We start from the raw sequence: 20426 nt of genomic DNA, 5'->3' as shown, positions 1-20426 counted from the left end.
ATTCCCTTAATCGCTAGTTCAAGCTCATATCGGGGTGAATAGAGGAGTTTTTTTCCCTTATTCTATAAAAAAGCCACACTTTTTTAGTTATTAAGTCTAATAAAGGAAATAGATTCCTCTATTTTAGCTTTATACCGTGTTTTTTAAGTAATAAGAGAAAATTATTCCTCTATTTACTATCTAAAATATTGAACCATATTGATAATTACCACCGGTCACTTGCTTGAATCAGCATCTTTCTATTGACTGATTGGCAAAGGATCCTTCCAGCTCCAGCAGGCAAATGTTCTAAAAAACCATAAAGGATTTTAAGCTTAGAAAGTAAAGAGAGCAGCCTGTGCATTGCGATCAAAGAAAAAACTCAACTTACCCTCTATATAAAGGAAGGATAGTTGACTTATCTTTGTTCATATCCAATAGATTTTAAAATTCGTTGATTTTCAATGCCCTTTTTTTAGACAGCTCATCGCATCCGGGTTGAAGCGGGTAAAGATGTTTCAGTCAAAAGTCGGAGAGGAGGCTCAGGCGAATTAGGGAAGGCCCTCTCTTTCTATTACCCGATTTGCCGGCGGCTGGCCATCCATATAATGAAGGTAACAACAGAAACGAAAGGGGATTTTAGAATGAGTAAAGAGAAAGTGGTCATGATTACCGGGGCTTCAAAGGGATTGGGGAGAGAGCTGGCATTTGCTTTTGCCAGGCAGGGAGCTAAGCTGGCGATTTGTGCACGAGGAGAGGAGAAGCTGAAAGAAGTACAGGATGAACTCGAAAAGACGGGGGCGGAAGTGGTGGCTTTAGCTGCAGATGTGTCCGACCCGAGGGATGTTGAACGGTTTGTATCGATTACGGAAAGTGCGTATGGAAGAGTCGATGTTCTAATCAATAACGCTTCCGTGTTCGGCAAGGGACCTTGCCTCCTGCTGGATTACACGCATGAAGAATTTCAAGAAGTGATGAGGGTCAATACCATGAATCCACTCTTGATGACTAAGCGGGTTCTTCCAGGAATGCTGTCACATAAAACAGGATCGATCATCAATCTGACTTCAGAAGCGGGTAAAACAGGGTTTGCGGAATGGGGAGCTTATGGAATCAGCAAATTTGCAGTGGAAGGGATGACACAGACATGGGCAGATGAACTCGAAGATACAGGGGTACGGATAAACATGGTGGATCCCGGCGAGATGGATACCGAGATGCATGATAAAGCCGTGCCTCAATGTGATTATGAATTGGCTGATCCTGCAGACGCAGTTGATGTCTTTCTTTACCTGGCCTCAGATCAATCATCAGGAGTGAATGGGCGAAGATTCGAGGCTCAAAATTTCAGCTCTGATGAGGAGGTAATCTGATGGGAGCGATCTCAAGTATATTTGAAGTCCCTCAGTCTCTTAATGCAAAAGTACCTGCCGAACTACGGGGCAGGGGCAGAGACGATGTCCGATTGATGGTCATGGAGGGGGAAGAGGTGTATCACGAACGTTTCTCTTCTCTTCCTGATTTCCTTAAAAAAGGTGATCTTCTTATTTTTAACAACAGTCGCACCATCCCTGCAGTCCTAAAGGCAAAGGCTTGTAACCGGGAAGTCGAAATCAGGTTGTCAAGGCAATTGGATGGGAAGACGTGGGAAGCCCTGATCTGGGGCGGCTTGTTTACAGCCGGGTATGAATTGAGCTTAGAAAATGGAGTGAAAGCGGTCATAACCGGCAATGCTGCTGAAAAGCCGTTAGTTACTCTTTCCTTTTCCAAAGAAGATGCTGAATTGATGAATTATATTTATACCCATGGCGAACCGATTCGTTATGAGTATATTGAATCTGACTGGCCGCTGGATGCTTATCAAACTGCCTATGCCTCTGTTCCCGGCTCTGTCGAAATGGCATCAGCAGGGAGGGCTTTTTCCTGGAAGATGTTCGACAGACTGAAAGAAAAAGGAGTGGAGACAGCATTTCTGACACTTCATACCGGATTGAGCTACTACGGAAAAGACCGCTGGCCGGACCCAAACAAGCACCCTGAAGCTTTTCATATTCCCGAGGAGACGGCTGAATTGATCAACTCTGTGAGGGAGGCTAAAGGCCGTGTCATTGCAGTTGGAACCACCGTGGTAAGGGCTTTGGAAACAGCAGCAGATGACGCTGGCCGCCTGACCGCGACAGAAGGAATCACCAACCTTTATATTAAAAAAGAACATAAACTAAGAGTGGTCGACGGTTTGATAACTGGACTGCACGAACCGGAAGCGACCCATCTTGAAATGCTGTCAGCGTTCACCTCTCCACATCGATTGTTTGCGGCATATAGGGAGGCATTAAAGAAAGGGTATCTGTGGCATGAATTCGGTGATGTGAATTTGATTATGTCAGAAAGAGCTCATTCATGAATTGGCATCATGCGGGGATAGAGGTGGAGAATCTGGAACGATCCTCTGCCTTCTATGAAAAAATATTTGGATTCAAGGCCGGAACCTGCCTTAAACTGGGGAAGGAAAAGATCGTTTTCCTGGCCTGTGGTTCCATTGTTATTGAGTTGATTGAGAATAGTGAGCAAAACACAGGTTCTAATCTTCATCTTGCCTGGGAAGTCGGGGACCTCTTCTATTGGATGGACCACTTGGAAGAATGCGGTCTGAAACCACTGGAGGGTCCATATAGTTTAGATAGCGGCTCAACTGTCATTTTTTACAAAGGACCTGATGGAGAAGTGATCGAGCTCGTTTCCCAAAGAACAGGTGTTTATTAAACTATCAATATATGATAAAGTATTTCGGGTGGCAAACTAACATTTAGGATGGGATAACATGAACAGAGAATACGGGTTGCGCTGGTCGTTCTTCACCATCGGACTATTAGTATTGGCATTCGGAATTACGTTGACGATTAAAGGAAAAGACCTTGGCATAGGGCCTTGGGATGTTTTCCACTATGGACTGTTCCTTAAATTCGGTCTGACGATTGGAACGTGGTCCATCATTGCTGGGCTTATCCTCCTGCTTGTAACCGGGCTGGCGACGAAGACGTTTCCTAAAATCGGTGCATTCCTCAATATGCTGTTAATTGGTTTATTTATAGATTTTTTCAACTTTATCATACCTGACACTTCTTCCATTATAGTGCAGAGCATCTTATTTGCTGCAGGAACCATCATTATCGGTTACGGCATCGGGCTTTATGTTTCAGCAGACTTTGGGGCCGGCCCGCGGGACAGCTTGATGCTGCTGATTGTAGAAAAGACCGGCTGGAAGATTCAATGGGTACGAAACGGAATTGAAGTGGCAGTATTTGTGCTGGGCTGGCTGCTTGGAGGTCCGGTGGGAATAGGAACCGTCATCATTGCCTTCTTCCTTGGATCGGTTGTCGGCTATGCGCTTCCGCAATGCCAGCGTTTCATGCGTGGTTTGATTGCAAGAGGAGCCCGTGCTGAAACAGCTTCATCAAAAATATAGCGAGTTTTGTCTTAACCTGAACCTGCCGTGGTTCAGGTTTTTCTTTTTTATTAGCTGCCTTGAATGGGAGACTGGCTGATAGAAAGTGAAAAGTGGCTGATAGAAGTGGCAAACTGGTTGATAGACTGACAAAAGTGGCTGATAGAAAGGAAAAAGTGGTTGATAGACTCCACAGCATTCAATATCGCAATGTTGAAACTTTTCAAGGGATATAAACGTATATACTTATATAAGCAAAAACTGAAATATAAGAGTGACCAAGGAGGGACATGATGAAAGTAAAAACGATTACCGGCTGGACGGAAGACAGTTTGGATAATAAGGTGAATGAATTTCTGAATGATCCTGCAATCGAGGTAGTAGAACTCAATTTTTCAAGCACCATATTTTCTTATAGTGTTATGATTTTGTATAAAAACAAGACATCATAGAGTGGATGATTGACAAAACCTTGGATTGATTGAGATCCAAGGTTTTTTAAATCTCTGTTTTCTAATTTTCAAAGGAATACACCTCCTTCATGCAGAAGCAGTTATTGAATACGTCTATTGGAGGAAAAATGATGATAAGTATGGCTAAGTTTTTCAATTATCATGCATGGGCAACTGATAAACTGCTAAGTTATATCGAAACAGAAGTGCCGGATAGCTTTTCGGCAGAAATCACTAGTGTATTTCCGTCCATAGCAGAAACATTTCAGCATCAGTATGAAGTGGACTGCTTGTGGTACGGGAGGATGAACAAGAATTATTCGATAAAAGGGGAACATTTCTCATCTCCGCAAGATTACCGGAAAGCTTTCCAGGAACTGCATCAGGAGATAGAAAGCTTTATAGCTGAAAGTCCTGATTTAAACAGGAGAGTCTGGTATAGCACTTCAACAGGTGAAGGGTTCATGAATGATGAGGAGGAGCTGCTTCAGCACCTTGTGAATCACGGTACTTATCACCGGGGAAATATAAGTGCCATGCTGCGTCAACAGGGATATCCCGGGTGTTCAACGGATTATATCTATTATCTGAGAGAGATGGAAGGATGAAAGAATATATTGGAGATTGCAAGAAGTGTGGAAAACGGCTCTACTGCCTGGATGGTTTTTTCAATGGCGTCCATGATCCCGCTTCAAAAACGATTATATGTTTCCAGTGCACATCTAAACAGGAGGAGGCTGGCAAGTGATTTATTCACAGAAGCTGATCGCTTATTTTAAAGGACATGCAAATGAAGAAAATGCCGGACCCATGAAGGCCTATATGCGGAATCAATTTGATTATTTGGGAATCAGGACACCGGAGCGCAAGATATTGCTGAGAGACTTTCTAAAGGAAAATGGTGCACCTTCGCTTGAGGAACTGCCTGAACTCGCAAGGACACTTTGGGAACAGCCGGAACGTGAATTTCAATACCTGGCACTGGCTCTGCTGGATAAAAATCGAAGCAGGCTCCAGCCGGTTCACCTTTCGTTAATCGAGGAGCTCATTGTCATGAAATCCTGGTGGGATACCATTGATACGATTGCATCGCGGCTCGCCGGTTTCATGATTAGAAAACATCCGTTGGAGGGGGCAGTGTTTCTGGAAAAATGGATTGCCTCGGACAACTTCTGGCTCAACCGGACGGCCATCCTTTACCAGCTGAGTTATAAGGGAGGAACAGATGAAGAAAGATTGTTCTCTTATATTAAACAGCATGCTTCCTCCAAAGAGTTTTTTATAGAAAAAGCTATTGGATGGGCACTGAGGGAGTATTCCAAAACCGCTCCCGACAAGGTTGCCGCCTTTATAGAAAGCGAAGAGTTACGGCCGTTGAGCAAACGTGAGGGGTTGAAGCACTTAAAGAGAGTAAAGCAATAGCCGTGAACAGAAGCCGGTTCGAAACAGCCGCTTCCGCTTTTTTATAGGCTGTTTTCGCAATGATTTGCAAATTATAGGTAATGGATTTCCGCTCCAGGCGGACGACTCCGCGGGGCGGGCGGTGAGCCTCCTCGGCTGCGGCCTGCGGGGTCTCACCTGTCCCGCTAGTCCCGCAGGAGATCGTACGCCTTCCGCTCCAATCCTCCTACGTATAGGTGCATTCTAAAGCATCAATCATTTTAGAAATAACGTGTTTTTTAGTTTAAAAGATTAGGAGGCGTTTCTGAATCCAGCTCTAAGTCCCCAGCAGCTATCAGATTTCGGTCTCTCCTTGCGATAAGTCATCATCAACTCACTTTGTTTGTTGGGATTTTTCTTGAGAGACCTACAATTTGTAGGCCGTAGAGCGGGACCTTTCCGCTGAATCAAGATCCGGGTCAATTAACCCAAAGCGAATAAAAGAAAATCCCGCTTTTTCCCCTCTGGTATTTGTCTGTCGGGGCTAAAAGGGCCGCTCCCACTTTTTTTCACTGGGCATTCACCCAAGTGGACTCCCCGCATAAGATATAGAGTGTTCTCCTATATATCGGAAAAGGAGTGGTTACAATGAGCGGAAAGGTTCGCCATTATTATGCGGGAGGAAATACAGCCCGCGGCTTCCATAGTTTATACGCCTCGAATTTGCAGGGGCTTGATCGTTTATTTATCTTGAAGGGCGGTCCTGGAACGGGAAAATCCTCTTTGATGAAGGCAGTCGGCAGTCATTGGAGCAAAGAGGGCTGGAATATTGAGTATCTTCATTGTTCGTCTGATAACGAAAGCATCGACGGAGTGATCATTCCCGCGTTAAAGGCAGGCATTGTAGATGGGACGGCGCCGCATGTCATCGAACCGGAATTGCCGGGTGTGGTCGAGGAATATATCAATTTGGGTACCGCTTGGGATTCAAGAATCCTAAGAGCCCACCGTGATGAGATTGCGGTCCTGACTACGGATATTTCCGCTGCCTTCAAATCGGCATACAATACGTATGCACAGGCTCTGAAGATCCACGATGATTGGGAAAAAATCTATATTGAGAATATGAGCTTTGAAAGCTGTGATGCTTTGACAGCAGAGTTAATGGAAAAGTTATATTCCCACATATACTTAAACAAGCAGGCCCAGGTAAAGCATCGTTTTCTGGGTGCTGCCACACCAGAGGGCCCGCGTGATTTCATCGGCAACCTGACCGAAGAGCTTCCCAAACGTTACTTCATCAAGGGACGGCCTGGAACAGGGAAGTCAACGATGCTGAAAAAACTGGCCGGGGCTGCAGAAGACAGAGGACTCGATGTTGAAATTTACCACTGCGGTTTTGACCCAAACAGCCTTGATATGGTAATTGTACGCGAACTCGGTTTTGCCATTTTTGACAGTACAGCACCTCATGAGTATTTTCCTGAACGGGCCGGCGATGAAATAGTGGATGTTTATGAAAAGGCAGTGGAAGCTGGAACCGATGAAAAGTATGCTAAAGAAATTGAAGTCATCAGCAGAAACTATCGAGATAAGATGAACGAAGCTACCTCCTATCTGGCAAAAGCCAAAGCCCTGCACGACAATCTCGAAGGCTACTATATAAGCGCGATGGATTTTAATGTCGTTGAAGAGCTTAAAAGCGAAATCCAAGCAGAGCTGGCCCGCTTGTCCACACAAGAATAAGGAGATACAGGGGATAATCCGGAAGGCGGGTTATCCTTTTATATTTCATGATATAGTAAACGTGGGAGATAATTTTTTTACTAGAGTCAGAAGGGGGAATAAGGATGAATTGGAACGATTGTGTGGAGCGCCATAATACACACTCCGTGAAGTGGTCATTCTCAGATGAAGAAATTATTCCGATGTGCATTGCTGATATGGACTTTCAAGTGTCTGAAGCCATCACGGAGGCTATGAAAGATAAAGCAAAGCATGGAATCTATGGATATACGACCTTCAGCGAGCGTTATTTCCATAATATCCAGATGTGGTGGGAAAAACGGCATGGACTGAAGGTTGATAAAGAGTGGATTTCATTCAGTCCGGGAATCATTCCGGGGATGAATATCCTGCTCGGAATTTTAACAGAACCAGGGGACGGTGTCATTGTGCAGGATCCCGTTTACTATCCCTTCTACAGCACGATTGAAAATCATGGCTGTACAGTTATGAAAAATACTCTTACATATGAAGAAGGAATCTATAGTATGAATTTTGAAGATCTGGAGTCGAAGGCAAAGGATCCAAAGACCAAGGTGCTGATTTTGTGCAGTCCGCATAATCCGGTCGGCCGGGTATGGACAAGACAGGAGCTGGAAAGGGTTGCAGAGATTTGCCTTGAGCATGATGTCTGGGTGATTTCGGACGAGATGCATGGGGATCTTGTTTTTGAAGGGACGGTTCATCATCCAATATTCAGTATTGATGAAAAGCTCCAGCAGCGAAGCATCCTTTGTGCTGCCCCAAGCAAAACCTTCAACATTGCCGGATTGCAGACGTCTATTTTAATGATCCCTAATAAAGAACTGAGAGAAACATATGAAGCAAAGCTGCTGAGCTTTGGGTTGTCGAGGCCGAATGCCTTTGGGGTGGAAGGAACCATTGCGGCTTACGAACAAGGAGAACCTTGGCTTAATGACCTGCTTATGTATTTGGAAGAAAATCTGCGATTCGCGGTGAACTACTTAAAGGAAAATATTCCTTCGGTCAAACCGGTCGTGCCGGAAGCGACACATCTTATTTGGCTCGATTGTTCAGATTTAGGGATGGAGCATGAAGAGTTGTTCGAGTTCTTTTTGATGGAAGCCAAGATTAAATTTGATGAAGGCTATAAATTTGGTCCAAGCGGAAGTAAATTTGTAAGGATGAATATTGCCTGCCCGAGAGAACGGCTGAATTTGGCTTTGAGAAGGATGGACGAAGCGGTATTGCGGAAACGTGTGGAGGACAGGGCAAGTTCTGTTTGAGTGGCTGGGGGGATTTAGGCGCCTCTGTTTCAGGAATCCATGTAACCACAAGAGGAAATTTGATGTTTACCAAGTGCAACAAGAGTTATAATTGTACTAACGGTTATAACATATTAACCGAGTGATTTACATGACTAAAACGGTGGTGGAGAAGAGAGTGGAACGCAAAGTAACTAAATTGGAAATAGTTTAGGAGTTACATTTCCAAAAGAAGTTTTGGATCATTTAGGAATACAGCATGGAGATGAAGTGAAATTCGATTTGCAAAATGGTTCTGTGGACATTAAAAAGAAAGCGCAGTTGAAACTTCCTAAAGGTGTCGATGCGGACTTCTTAGAGCAGATGAATGATATGATGACGGAATACGATGATACGTTCAAAGGCCTTGTAAACAGGTAATATGGATGACGATATACCTTACAGAACATGGAGTGTTTTTTTTGATTACTCACCAAATCAATGTCTATTCTCCTCTGGAACAAAGGGGGATAAAGTTTCCCCATCTTCTAAATAGTGGGGTTAACCGCCCAAAACAAAGTGCTTTTGGGGAAGACGCTTATCCTGCTATTTTTCATAAAGCGGCTGCTCTTTATGAAAGTTTGGCTAAAAATCATGCTTTTAATAGCGCAAATAAACGAACAGCCTTTGCAAGTCTTTATATGTTTCTTCGTCAAAACGGATATAAACTCATTGTAACTCCCCAAGAAGCAGAAGACTTCACTGTTCTGATGGAAGAAAAGAAAAACCCTTCTATTCCGTTTGAAGATATAGTGGGGTGGATTGAAGATAACTCTATCTTGTCCTCCTAGCAGGACCTCCTTGCTGAAATATGGTTGGTACACATCAGCAATTAAATAAAAATCGAGAATACCTTATATAAAAACCCGGCTGCCCATTAAAGGACAGCCGGGTTTCATTATGCGCGCTTCTGCATCTCCATCAGCACCTGCTGATATGCTTTTGCTTCATTGGCCATCCCTTTTTCTTGATACAGGCGGGAAAGCCACTTGACGGGAGCGGGATCATTAGGGCGCAGTTCCATATCCCAGCTGAAGCAGTCAATCGCCCGGTCGAGAATATGGAATTGGTAGTAATACTCTCCCAGCTGTGACTGCTGCTCCGGGTCATCCAGCAGGGCGTTCATCTTTTTGATTTTTTCCGCGACAGGCAGCGAAATGTTCTGGGTTTGCAGCGGCGAGATCCATTCTGCTACAAAGGGCAGGTCGTGCCCTTCTAGAAGAGATTGCACACAGGATTTCATGATTTTCTCCAGTTTGGTCGGATGTCCTTGAAGGACAGAGATAATCAGAGTGTTCAGTTTTTCAATCGGAATGGTTGTCTGCTGCCAGTTCACCCCTTCGAAAATCCGTGACAGCATCGCTTCATCCATTTCGCCTGCGGCTGCAGGGGTATCGCCCAGCAGTCCCAGAGCTTTGTCATAATCTCCCGACTCTATCAATTCATGAAGAAGCTGCTGAAGGATCTCCCTGTTTTCCGGTATTGCTTTTGAAAGGGCATATAGAAGATCAATTTCATCTTGTTTATCCAGGTGGGTGCGTATCCATAAGGTCAAGGGTTGGAGAGTTTCATGGCAAGGGTTCTGAAGCACGCTTTCAACCATCAGGGCGGTGATAGTCAGCCGTTGTTTCTGCTGAAGCAGATGCTGTTGAAGGACCTCGTTATTTTCTTGTTCATGCCTGCTCTTCCAGAGGTAGGAAGCGGCATGGAGCGGGTCTGTTTCGAGAAGCTTGAGAGGGTTCTGTTTATACGTTTTTTCATAGGGCTGGAAGTGAAGTTCAGCTGATGTCTGGCGGACCCAGGAGTTTTGCGGTGCGGTTTCGGCCAGAATCCTTAGGATTTTGTAAGCGTGGAGAAATTGTCCGTTTCGGCGGTACTGGTAATAGTGGTTACGGATAAGGTGAAGAAGCTTTTCGGGTGCGAGGAAGGAATCCAGCGCCCTGAAAATATAGGCGGTCTCCTGAAGTGTCCTGCTGGCTTTCAGTTTTTTATGAAGGTCATTGAAGCTGATGATCTTTAATGGTGAGTTCTGCTCTATGAGTTGGCCGGCTAGAGGGTGAGGGCATAAAAAAACAATTCCATCTTTGAAAGCCTGTTCAATAAACGAGCTCCGTTTGAGCTTCAGGGCTTTTTTGCAAGTCAGGAATTGTTCTTTATAGAAAAATAGGTAATGAAGTTCATTCTGTGAATTCACAGCTTCGACAAAAGCGATATCTCTGTAAAATGCAATCCGTTCCGGGGTAAACTCCCCATGCTCCATCAGGGCTTTATTCGTGGTCATGCATACCGCCTCCTTTTGTCTTCAGTATAACACAGATTTCTTGTAATAAACATGAATGGGAAAATGCAGCTTCCTGTACTGAGTAAACTTTCCGGGATAAAGCAATACTAGATAAGAAGGAAAGTTTTGCCGATTGAGGGTGAGTGTACATGTCATTGCAGCTGATTGAAGCCTATATCCCGAAGAAGCATTTTGAAAAAGTAGATGAGAAGCTTAAGAAGTTCGAGTCAACCTCCTATGTGGTGCGGGATCATTCAGAAGAAAAGTTCCTAGTCAGGATGATTGTAAAAACGACAGACTCGGAGGAGATCCTGAACTATCTGGAAAGCATCATCAATGTAGTCGATGGATTTGAAGCGACATTATTTCCGGTGCAGAGCCATATTAGGCGGAAAACGGAAGTCGAAATAGAAGAAGAGAATAGGGAAAAAGAAGAAAACCGCAATTCAATTCAGAGGGCAAGCAGACATGAGTTGTATGTCAAAATCGAATCAATGAGCAATGTCCATATGAATTATCTTTTATTTGTGGTGCTTTCATCCATCGTGGTGACTATAGGAATCATTAAGAACAGCTCAGCCATAGTCATTGGCGGGATGGTGATTGCGCCTTTGCTCGGTCCGGTGATTGCATTGGCTTTTGGTTCGATCCTTGGAGATTTCAAACTGGTCAGGCAGGCGTCACTTACAGTATTTGCAGGTGTCGGCATCTCTCTGCTGATAGCCATTCTGTCAGGCATCGTGCTGCCGGTTCCTGTTGAAAGTGAAGAGTTTGTCTCAAGAATGCAGGTTGATTACATGGATGGGATTTTGGCCCTTGCCTCTGGGGCAGCCGGAGCACTGGCCATCCTTAGGGGGTCGCCGAGCTCCCTGGTCGGTGTCATGGTTGCAGTTGCCTTGCTTCCGCCCACCATCGTCCTCGGAGTCACAATTGGAGCGGCTTTATGGGAGCATGTCCTTCCTTCCCTGCTTTTGCTGTCCTTGAACATTAACAGCATTCTCCTTTCCGCCGCAGTGGTCTTTAACCTGTCCGGCATCCGGCCGATCAAATATGACGAGATTCAGAGGGCCAACAACTCCCGTAAGTTCGCTTTGATTTTTGTCAGTGTTATTTTTCTGATCCTGCTTGTTACCATCTTCTTTAATAATCATGCCTACTCTACTAAAGTGGTGGGATAAGGTCCCTGATGTTATAGAGGCGGGTTAATAACTTTGTCCGTCACACGTAAACATGTTAAAATAAACAGGAATGGATAGTTAGCAGGAATAACATTTAACGACCCGAAAAGTGTGCGTTTGACACGCACAACTGTTTGTGAAGCGTTTACAAATTCTCACTATTATACATGGAGGGATTACACTATATGACTAGTAGAAAATTAGATCAATTTTTGCAAGAAAACCTAAATGACCTGAGAGATCGGGGACTATATAACGAGATAGACCCGGTTGAAAGTGCCAACGGACCGGTCATCAAGATCGGTGGAAGAGATCTGATAAACCTTTCTTCCAACAACTATCTTGGTCTGGCAACAGATGAGAGGCTGAAAAAAGAAGCAATCGAAGCGGTTGAAAAATATGGTGTCGGTGCCGGTGCAGTCCGTACGATTAACGGAACCCTTGATATCCATCTTGAATTGGAAGAAAAGATCGCCGAGTTCAAAGGAACAGAAGCAGCCATTGCCTACCAATCCGGTTTCAACTGCAACATGGCAGCCATCTCGGCCGTCATGAACAAAAATGATGCCATCCTTTCCGACGAATTAAACCACGCTTCCATCATTGACGGCTGCCGCCTTTCCCGTGCTAAAGTCATCCGTTTTAACCACTCGGATATGGAAGACTTGCGGGCAAAAGCGAAAGAAGCAGTAGAATCCGGTCAATATGGTAAAGTCATGGTCATCACAGACGGAGTATTTTCCATGGATGGCGACATCGCAAAGCTTCCGGAAATCGTCGAAATCGCTGAAGAATTCGATATCATGACATATGTGGACGATGCTCACGGTTCAGGTGTACTCGGTAAAGGATCCGGTACGGTTAAGCACTTCGGATTGTCCAGCCGTGTGGACTTCCAAATTGGTACTCTTTCTAAAGCAATCGGAGTCATCGGCGGATATGTAGCCGGTAAGCAGAACTTGATTGACTGGCTGAAAGTGGCTTCAAGACCATTCTTGTTCTCCACAGCGGTGACACCGGCTGATGTCAGAGCTACAACGAAAGCTCTTGAATTGATCATGAACAGCACAGAGCTTCAAGATAAATTGTGGGAAAACAGCAAGTATCTGAAAGAAGGCCTGAGTAAGCTTGGGTTTGATATCGGACATAGTGAAACACCAATCACGCCATGTATCATTGGCGACGAAAAAACGACACAGCAGTTCAGTAAGCGCCTGAACGAAGAAGGCGTTTATGCGAAATCTATCGTCTTCCCGACAGTACCGCGCGGAACAGGCCGTGTAAGAAATATGCCGACAGCAGCACATACAAAAGAGATGCTGGATAAGGCTCTTGAGATCTATGAAAAAGTCGGAAGAGAAATGGAATTGATCTAAACAAAGATTCGGGCGGAGTTAAAGCTTCGCCCCTTTTATAGAGAGACGCAGGACGGGCAGAAATTGGGAGGTTGTAAAAAGATGAAGAAGATTCTTGTAACAGGAGCTCTTGGGCAAATCGGTTCAGAGCTTGTCATCAAAATGCGTGGAATTTATGGAAAAGACAATGTCATTGCGACAGATATCCGAACGATTGACAGTGAAGTCGTTATGGGAGGGCCTTTTGAAATCCTGGATGTGACGGATTATGAAAAGATGCTTGATATCGCCAAAAAACATGAAGTGGATACCATCATCCACTTGGCTGCACTTCTGTCAGCAACGGCTGAAGCTAAGCCATTGCTTGCATGGAACTTGAACATGGGCGGGCTGGTTAATGCCCTTGAAACGGCAAGAGAACTGAACTGCAAATTCTTTACACCAAGCTCAATTGGTGCATTTGGCCCTTCTACACCAAAGTACAACACCCCGCAGGATACGATTCAGCGTCCAACTACCATGTATGGAGTCAACAAAGTATCCGGTGAGCTGCTTTGTGACTACTACTTCAACAAATTCGGCGTAGATACCCGCGGGCTGCGTTTTCCTGGATTGATTTCCTACACAACAGCACCAGGCGGCGGTACAACCGACTACGCGGTGGATATTTATTACAAGGCAATTGAAAATGGCTCCTACACTTCTTACATAGATAAAGATACATATATGGATATGATGTATATGCCTGACGCATTGAATGCCATTATTAACCTGATGGAAGCAGATCCTGCCAAGTTGAAGCACAGAAACTCATTCAACGTAACAGCTATGAGCATTGAGCCGGAAATGGTCGCGGAGGAAATTCGCAAACATATCCCAGACTTCAAGCTGGACTATGATGTAGATCCAGTCAGACAAGGAATTGCCGAAAGCTGGCCAGACTCCATCGACGCCTCGGCAGCGTCAGAAGAATGGGGTTTCAAGGCGGAATATGATCTTGCTCGTATGACCAAAGACATGCTGGAAAAATTGATGAAGTAACAAGAAAGAGCGGATGCCTGGTGCATCCGCTTTTTCTTTGAGGAATGGGTGAAAAACGTACTAATAACTTAAGACTAAGATGGCACTGGCGGGTTTGATGGGAAAACACACCATTAAGTCATTGGGTGAAAAAGATAATGCCATGATTAGTTGGAAAATGTACCAATAAGTCAGGGAGCCATGAAGATAAGGGTATGATTAGTTGAAAACTGCCACAATCTTTGAGAATGATTAACTTACAAATAAAAGAACCCGCAAGCCTATTTAGACTTGCGGGTTCCTTAAAAGAATTAGAATACAAGATGTCCAATAAGAACGATAATTGGTAATGTAATAATAGTTCTTTCTAGAAAAATGATAGCCAGGTCTTTAAAGCTGACTGGGATTTTCGAGCCAAGCAGCAGACCGCCGACTTCTGATAAATAAATCAGCTGAGTCACGGACACACTGGCGATGACAAAGCGTGTCAATTCACTCTGAATTCCTTCAGCAAACAGAGCGGGAAGGAACATATCTGCGAATCCGACGAGAATACTCTCTGAAGCCGCATTTGCTTCAGGGACTTGCAGGAGTTCAAGGATGGGGATAAAAGGCATGCCGATCCAGCTGAAAACGGGCGTATTCTCCGCGATGATTAAAGCGGTTGTACCGATGGCCATGACGATTGGCGCCACTCCCAGCCACATATCCAGTACATTTTTGAACCCGTCCTTGAAGAATTTCACGACATCATTATTCTTCCGGGCTTGAACCAGCGCCTGCTCAAAACCATACCCGATGCGAGAATACCCCTTAGGAATGACATCCATTGTATCCTGCCCATCCTGCCCGTTATAGTATGTGTTCGGCTTCCGGGAAAGAGGCGGGATGCGCGGCATAATTAAGGCAGCGATCACCCCTGATAGGACGACAGCTCCATAAAAGGGAAGGAAATAATTCCCGAGTCCGACTTCAGCAATTACAACAAGGCTGAAGGTGATGGAAACAACAGAGAACGTTGTCCCGATGATGGCAGCTTCTTTCTTTGTATAGTATCCCTCTTCGTATTGTTTGCTCGTTAAAAGAACCCCGATCGTTCCATCACCAAGCCATGATGCAAGAGCATCGATGGAAGATCTGCCAGGAAGGCCAAACAGCGGTCTCATTACTTTGGTTAAAACTGCACCAAGTAATTCGAGCAAACCGAAGTTAAGCAGCAGCGGCAGGAATAGGCCTGCAAACAGAAACACGGAAAAGAGAATGGTCAGCAGCCCATCAACACTTAGCAGCGTACCGCCAGTGGCAGGGCCCCAAACCATTTCCGGTCCGATTTTAAACAAGGTCATTACAGCAAATATTCCACCGAATAAACGTATGATCAACCAAATAAGGTTTACAGCAAATAAATTATTTAAAAAGGCATTATTCATAATGAAATCCGGTTTGAAAAGTTTGGCAATGAATGAGCCAAGCACTGTGATGATGATTAGTCCGGTCATAATAGCGGGAATAAATTGACCTATATGATCCTGCAGAAAACCGGACAGCAGAGCTATCGGAATCGTTACACCCTCACCCTGCGGGATGGGAGTCATAAAAAGAAATATACCTAAAAGAGACGGGAGCAGAAATAGAAGTACATTTCCCGTACTTGCTTTTACTTTTACATTAGATTGTCCATTGTCCATAGTGGCTTCACCTCAAAAACGTAATAAAATACATGATAATTTATATTTATTCAACTGTCCAGACATACCTTAAAATACCAAGCTGCCAAGCAAGCTTTCCTCCCCTCCTTTTCCCCTTTCTTTGCTCATGAAAACAAAAGAGATTATATTCGAAATATTAAAGCAAATCAAACAAATTAGACAGAGCCCTGCCTTGTACTTATTAAAATTTCCATTTAATAGAGTCCAATAGACGATACTGGGATTAGAAATCGATTTATTTAACAACAACATTCTTTGCGAGAACAGTATTTAAAAGCTGTTTGCTATAGGATCTTTACGTAAACTTTGTTACTATTTTCCAGAAAAACGACCTTAATTCACCGGGATAACCTGGTTAGCATGAAAAGAGAAAGAGCTGCTATCCCGATTAGAGAGAGAACCCTTAGTATCCGGGGATAAATCCGGCTCTTGGGATTTTTCCGAAAGCAACAATGTATGCGAAAACAGCCTTGCTATAAGACTGCTGCTTTTGCAAAGCTGTTTTACCCTCCTCCCCTATTCTTAAGGAGGATCTTCGCTGCAGATGTACGAATCTCCTGTAGGACTAGCGGTCGTCTAGCTCCAGCACCCTAGCCTCTCATTCGCTAACGCTCTTCGTAATTCCTTTATCTCATGCGAGAGCCCTAAGATCTGTACGTCGCTGAAGGGCCGCTTCCGCTTTTGCTTTCACCTCACACCCCGCGGAGTCGTCCGCATGGAGCGGAAATCCATTTTGGGTAACCCACAATCTTTGCAAAAAAATTCATGTTAAAAAAATGCTAAAAAAAAACAAAGAAATATAGAAAAAAGGTTTATTAACACTAATAAAGGGAAAACAGCCAAGTATGTCAGTTTAGAACAGTAGGTGAGCGGTGTGGTATCTCTTTATGAGCTTACAGATGAACAGATCGTGGAAGTCTATCAACGGTCAGTGGAAGAGGATGTAGTAATCGAGTTTATAGATATGGTTGAACAGGAATTGAACAGACGCGGTCTGTTATCGGCATAAGGGGCTGCCTAGAAGGTGAGCTTCTTTTTTTTTTGGTTGGTTTTCTGTCATGCTGCTTTTAAAAAGGAAGAGTTCTTCAGTAACTTTTTTTATAGCCCTTATAGGATAGGGCAGTATAATCCCAAGCCTATCTTTACAATAAATTAGTATTAAGGTGTTAAAATGCCCTTAGGCAGGAACAGCCTGCCGTGTTCATCAAAGAAATAAATCTCCTTATATGAAAGAAGGTAATAGAATGATTACACTGATTGCGAGTGATATGGATGGCACACTTCTGAACGGAAAACAGGAAGTAAGCGAAGAAAACCGCAGAGCCATTTTGGACGCACAGAAAAAAGGTGTTGAAGTGGTAGTGGCGACTGGCAGGTCTTATGAAGAAGCAAGATATGTCCTTCAGGAATCAGGGATAACTTGTCCAATCATTTGTGTGAATGGTGCTGAAGTCCGGAATGAGGAAGGACAGATCATGCAGACAAACGCTATAGATCAGGAGAAGGCTTTAGATGTGATGCGCATCCTGAAAGATCTTGGCATTTATTATGAACTATATACGAACGAAGGTGTATATACAGCCGATTATGAAAGAGGAATCCAGTCTATAATCGACATATTCAAAACGGCCAACCCGGAAACGTCTGAACAGGCTATCAGGGATTCAGCTCAGGAACGTTTTGAAAAAGGACATATTAAAGTGGTCGATGATTACAGTGAAGCTTTTGAAAATGGCAATGTTGTTTATAAATTCCTGGTATTTTCATTTGACGATGCCCTCCTTGCTAAGGCTAAAGATCTTCTAAGCAATGCCGGCGGATTGGCCATCAGTGCTTCAGGACGTGAGAATCTGGAAGTAACAAGCGAAAATGCCCAAAAAGGAATTGCCTTGCTGGATATGATCAAAGAAAAAGGCATGAACCCCGAAGATGCCCTGGCAGTTGGCGATAATCTGAATGATCTTTCCATGATGAAGGTTGTCGGAAGGCCGGTAGCCATGGGGAACGCTGCAAAAGAAATTCTGGACTTTTGTAAGTATAAAACTGTCAGCAATGAAGAAGACGGTGTGGCAAGAGCCATATACGATGCTATGGAAAATAAGTCTCCTGTCATGGATTAAACTCGTATTTACGGGTACATAATGGATAGCACCATACACCTCTGAATAAAAATTCAGGGGTGTTTTTTATAAGGATTATCAGCAGTGCCCACACTTTTAGCGGGCATTTGTATGAAGCTGCTGACCCAAGTGCAGGCTGTTAAATTATGCATACAATATTTTTAACAAAGTAAAGCGGCATAGCTCATGGATGCTAGTAAATTCATTAATCGAAAGGAGAAGCAAAATGAAAAAACAAATGAAGTTTGCTCTTAGTCTCTGCTGTTTGCTGCTCGCCTCCTGCTCTAATTCTCCATCAGAACAGCCCGGAGAACCTGAAACACAGGAAACAACGTCAAGGGAAAATCCTGATGTGGAAGTGGCTGCGGAAAACCTGGAAGTTCCCTGGTCGATCAATAAAGCTGGAAACACAATCTATATTAATGAGCGGACAGGGGGAATTATCGAGCTGAAGGACGGTGAGGCAGCCAGAATGGATGTAAGTCTGAAAGAGCCTCTCGCACAAGTCCCGGAGGCTGGGTTTCTCGGGTTTGTCCTGCATCCTCAATTTCCAGATAATCCGTCTGCTTTTGGTTATTATACATACCAAAATAGCAGCAGTCCTCACAACCGGGTAGTGGTGTTAAATCTGGAAGGAGAGGAATGGAAAGAAGGTGAGACCCTGCTTGATGATATTCCGAGCGGTCAGTACCACCACGGCGGCCGGCTGGAAATTGGACCCGATAATAAGCTGTATATTACAACAGGAGACGCGACTGAGGAGGACATTGCCCAGGATCAACAATCACTCGGCGGGAAAATCCTCAGAATGAATCTGGACGGGTCGGTTCCAAAGGATAACCCGTTTGGAGATTCCTACGTGTTCAGTTACGGCCATCGAAATCCTCAAGGTCTGGCATGGACTGAAGCTGGCGAGCTCTACAGCACAGAACACGGTCCTTCGGCTATGGATGAGATCAACCTGATTCAAGCGGGTGCCAATTATGGCTGGCCGGTCATGACAGGTGATAAAGAACGTGACGGCATGCAGCCGCCGGTAATCCATTCCGGAAACGACACGTGGGCCCCATCCGGAGCAGCTATCCATGAGAATCAACTGTATTTTGCGGCTCTGAGAGGACAAGGGGTGAAAAAGCTATCATTGGATTCAGGAGAGGTTGAAGATGTCCTATCAGGCTTTGGCAGAATAAGAGATGTGTTCATTGAAGAGGAAATTCTTTATTTTGTCAGCAATAATACGGATGGCAGAGGAAGTCCCGCTGAAGGGGATGACAAGCTGTACAGAGTGCCGCTGTCCCTGTTGAGCAGCACTGCCGCTGAAGAGTGACAGGCAGCGGAATTAAGCTGTTAAACATATACACAGAAATGAATATTTTTGCAATAAAGAGGTTGTCGAATGATAGGGGGATCATTCGACAACCTCTTATTTCATAGCTTCTCTTTCTACTAATTCAATAAAATCCTGGACGACTTTGTGATTGTTTTTATTTCCTCCAAGCTTCAGCATGGCGCGGCCGACAAAGTTCCTGCCTTTATTATGGCCTTCATAGATAAACCGTGTTTGTGTTTCAGTGACTTTTTCTAAAGTGAAAGATAGATTCACTTCAAAGGCTCTGGCAATCACGAACTCTAGGCGCTTGTACTTTTTAGTTTCAGTGTCTTGGTACCCCAACGTTTCGACAATATACGTTTCGACTCTTTTTCCTTCTTGATATTTCTGCTGATACTTGGAGCCAATGACTTCTTCAGTAAGGTGGACCGGCTTGTTCTCGATCACCTTAGGCATAATCCGGGGCATATTCTCTTCCCGAAACAGGTTCCATACTTTTTCAATATTGGCAGAAATGATCGTTTCCTCTCTCCATTGAATCATTCTTGTTCCTCCCTTCCCGATCGTATAAATACATCAATTTCGACAATCCTTTCCTGCAAATCTTCCATTTGTTTTACAATAAGTTTTCTTTTTTCCAGCAGCAGAGCCTCAAGGTTGAAGAAAGATTCGTCATTCATCACTCCCTGCATTTCCTGGATGGTGAGCCCGAAGCTCCTCAGTTTGACAAGCAGGGCAGCCAGAAAAAAAGAACCGTCATCATAATAGCGGTAATGATTATGTGGATTGATGTAAGCGGGCTCCAGCAGTTTAATCTCTGCATAGTAACGGAGAGTTTCCTTGCTGAGCCCTGTAATTTCCGCAAACTCACTGATCTTGTACATAACGCCCCCCACCCCCCCGATATTTAAATCATAAACTATGGGGTGCACCCCCTGGTCAATAGTTAGTATTAATATATCATTTCCTGAATAGACAGCTCCTTTTCATTGTCTTGTGCCATGAATTGGTTACAAGGGCCGGCTAAGGGACCACTTCGAAGCGCCCTGTGCCATGTTTTGGTCCTGCCCATTTTTACAGGGAAGTTTAATTTTTTTATTAGATAAGGGGAGTCGTGCGCCTGGAGC

At 44.3% G+C, this 20426-nt stretch carries 22 protein-coding genes; 18 read left to right on the top strand and 4 right to left on the bottom strand.

All coding sequences use genetic code 11. The features are described 5' to 3' along the window. Positions 1-623 precede the first annotated feature (623 nt). From FZC78_RS09110 to FZC78_RS09065, 12 genes are all read left to right on the top strand, one after another. Positions 624-1352, top strand: coding sequence for an SDR family NAD(P)-dependent oxidoreductase (locus tag FZC78_RS09110; RefSeq protein WP_187444859.1), 729 nt, complete (start codon positions 624-626; stop codon positions 1350-1352). Further along, on the top strand, positions 1352-2383 hold the full coding sequence (locus FZC78_RS09105) for an S-adenosylmethionine:tRNA ribosyltransferase-isomerase (RefSeq protein WP_148939375.1): 1032 nt from the start codon (positions 1352-1354) through the stop codon (positions 2381-2383). Before FZC78_RS09110 ends, FZC78_RS09105 begins: the two co-directional genes overlap by 1 nt. Further along, on the top strand, positions 2380-2742 hold the full coding sequence (locus tag FZC78_RS09100) for a VOC family protein (RefSeq protein WP_148939374.1): 363 nt from the start codon (positions 2380-2382) through the stop codon (positions 2740-2742). The genes FZC78_RS09105 and FZC78_RS09100 overlap by 4 nt, the downstream gene beginning before the upstream one ends. 58 nt (positions 2743-2800) lie before the next feature. After that, positions 2801-3445, top strand: a complete 645-nt coding sequence (locus tag FZC78_RS09095) for a YczE/YyaS/YitT family protein (RefSeq protein ID WP_148939373.1) — start codon at positions 2801-2803, stop codon at positions 3443-3445. Positions 3446-3714: 269 nt separating this feature from the next. Further along, entirely contained in the window at positions 3715-3876 is a 162-nt protein-coding gene (locus FZC78_RS23590) for a hypothetical protein (protein ID WP_187444877.1), read from the top strand. Positions 3877-4004: 128 nt separating this feature from the next. Beyond that, complete coding sequence (locus FZC78_RS09090) at positions 4005-4484, top strand: DinB family protein (protein ID WP_187444858.1); 480 nt, start codon at positions 4005-4007, stop codon at positions 4482-4484. 9 nt (positions 4485-4493) lie between these two features. Then, positions 4494-4655, top strand: coding sequence for a hypothetical protein (locus FZC78_RS23585; RefSeq protein ID WP_187444857.1), 162 nt, complete (start codon positions 4494-4496; stop codon positions 4653-4655). Then, positions 4621-5298 (top strand): DNA alkylation repair protein, encoded by a 678-nt coding sequence (locus FZC78_RS09085; protein ID WP_252183560.1) that lies wholly within the window; start codon positions 4621-4623, stop codon positions 5296-5298. Before FZC78_RS23585 ends, FZC78_RS09085 begins: the two co-directional genes overlap by 35 nt. 606 nt (positions 5299-5904) lie before the next feature. Beyond that, positions 5905-7002, top strand: a complete 1098-nt coding sequence (locus FZC78_RS09080; RefSeq protein ID WP_148939371.1) for a PRK06851 family protein — start codon at positions 5905-5907, stop codon at positions 7000-7002. Positions 7003-7106: 104 nt separating this feature from the next. Then, on the top strand, positions 7107-8288 hold the full coding sequence (locus FZC78_RS09075) for a MalY/PatB family protein (RefSeq protein WP_148939370.1): 1182 nt from the start codon (positions 7107-7109) through the stop codon (positions 8286-8288). Positions 8289-8465: 177 nt separating this feature from the next. After that, positions 8466-8687 carry an AbrB/MazE/SpoVT family DNA-binding domain-containing protein gene (locus FZC78_RS09070; RefSeq protein ID WP_148939369.1) on the top strand — a complete coding sequence of 74 codons (222 nt, stop codon included), beginning with the start codon at positions 8466-8468 and terminating at the stop codon, positions 8685-8687. A 32-nt stretch (positions 8688-8719) separates the two neighbouring features. Further along, positions 8720-9097, top strand: a complete 378-nt coding sequence (locus FZC78_RS09065) for a type II toxin-antitoxin system death-on-curing family toxin (RefSeq protein WP_353733567.1) — start codon at positions 8720-8722, stop codon at positions 9095-9097. A gap of 107 nt (positions 9098-9204) precedes the next feature. Here FZC78_RS09065 and FZC78_RS09060 read toward each other — a convergent pair whose 3' ends face one another. Then, positions 9205-10587 carry a tetratricopeptide repeat protein gene (locus FZC78_RS09060; RefSeq protein WP_148939367.1) on the bottom strand — a complete coding sequence of 461 codons (1383 nt, stop codon included), beginning with the start codon at positions 10585-10587 and terminating at the stop codon, positions 9205-9207. 149 nt (positions 10588-10736) lie between these two features. On the opposite strand from FZC78_RS09060, the gene FZC78_RS09055 reads away from it, so the two are divergent. From FZC78_RS09055 to FZC78_RS09045, 3 genes are all read left to right on the top strand, one after another. Continuing rightward, positions 10737-11765: a TIGR00341 family protein gene (locus FZC78_RS09055; RefSeq protein ID WP_148939366.1), complete on the top strand. Its 1029-nt coding sequence runs from the start codon at positions 10737-10739 to the stop codon at positions 11763-11765. A 185-nt stretch (positions 11766-11950) separates the two neighbouring features. Then, the gene (locus FZC78_RS09050; RefSeq protein ID WP_148939365.1) at positions 11951-13141 is read left to right on the top strand and encodes a glycine C-acetyltransferase; all 1191 of its coding nucleotides are present in this window, start codon (positions 11951-11953) and stop codon (positions 13139-13141) included. 81 nt (positions 13142-13222) lie between these two features. Then, complete coding sequence (locus tag FZC78_RS09045) at positions 13223-14161, top strand: L-threonine 3-dehydrogenase (RefSeq protein WP_148939364.1); 939 nt, start codon at positions 13223-13225, stop codon at positions 14159-14161. Between the two features lie 290 nt (positions 14162-14451). Here the strand turns inward: FZC78_RS09045 and FZC78_RS09040 are convergent, their stop codons facing one another. Beyond that, the gene (locus FZC78_RS09040) at positions 14452-15828 is read right to left on the bottom strand and encodes a YjiH family protein (RefSeq protein ID WP_148939363.1); all 1377 of its coding nucleotides are present in this window, start codon (positions 15826-15828) and stop codon (positions 14452-14454) included. 895 nt (positions 15829-16723) lie between these two features. Here FZC78_RS09040 and sda point away from each other — a divergent pair. From sda to FZC78_RS09025, 3 genes are all read left to right on the top strand, one after another. Continuing rightward, on the top strand, positions 16724-16858 hold the full coding sequence (gene sda / locus FZC78_RS09035) for a sporulation histidine kinase inhibitor Sda (RefSeq protein WP_187444856.1): 135 nt from the start codon (positions 16724-16726) through the stop codon (positions 16856-16858). Between the two features lie 235 nt (positions 16859-17093). Then, on the top strand, positions 17094-17969 hold the full coding sequence (locus tag FZC78_RS09030) for an HAD family hydrolase (protein ID WP_148939361.1): 876 nt from the start codon (positions 17094-17096) through the stop codon (positions 17967-17969). A 226-nt stretch (positions 17970-18195) separates the two neighbouring features. Beyond that, positions 18196-19296: a PQQ-dependent sugar dehydrogenase gene (locus FZC78_RS09025; RefSeq protein WP_148939360.1), complete on the top strand. Its 1101-nt coding sequence runs from the start codon at positions 18196-18198 to the stop codon at positions 19294-19296. Between the two features lie 96 nt (positions 19297-19392). Here FZC78_RS09025 and FZC78_RS09020 read toward each other — a convergent pair whose 3' ends face one another. Together FZC78_RS09020 and FZC78_RS09015 are read right to left on the bottom strand one after the other, a co-directional pair. After that, positions 19393-19842: an SRPBCC family protein gene (locus FZC78_RS09020; protein ID WP_148939359.1), complete on the bottom strand. Its 450-nt coding sequence runs from the start codon at positions 19840-19842 to the stop codon at positions 19393-19395. Continuing rightward, positions 19839-20183 (bottom strand): MerR family transcriptional regulator, encoded by a 345-nt coding sequence (locus FZC78_RS09015; RefSeq protein WP_148939358.1) that lies wholly within the window; start codon positions 20181-20183, stop codon positions 19839-19841. The genes FZC78_RS09020 and FZC78_RS09015 overlap by 4 nt, the downstream gene beginning before the upstream one ends. Positions 20184-20426: the final 243 nt, after the last annotated feature.

It is taken from the genome of Rossellomorea vietnamensis (assembly GCF_008180415.1).
GTDB classification, from domain to species: Bacteria; Bacillota; Bacilli; order Bacillales; family Bacillaceae_B; genus Rossellomorea; species Rossellomorea vietnamensis_C.
Note: the sequence above shows the minus strand (reverse complement) of the source record. Positions and strands in the feature narration are given on the sequence as shown.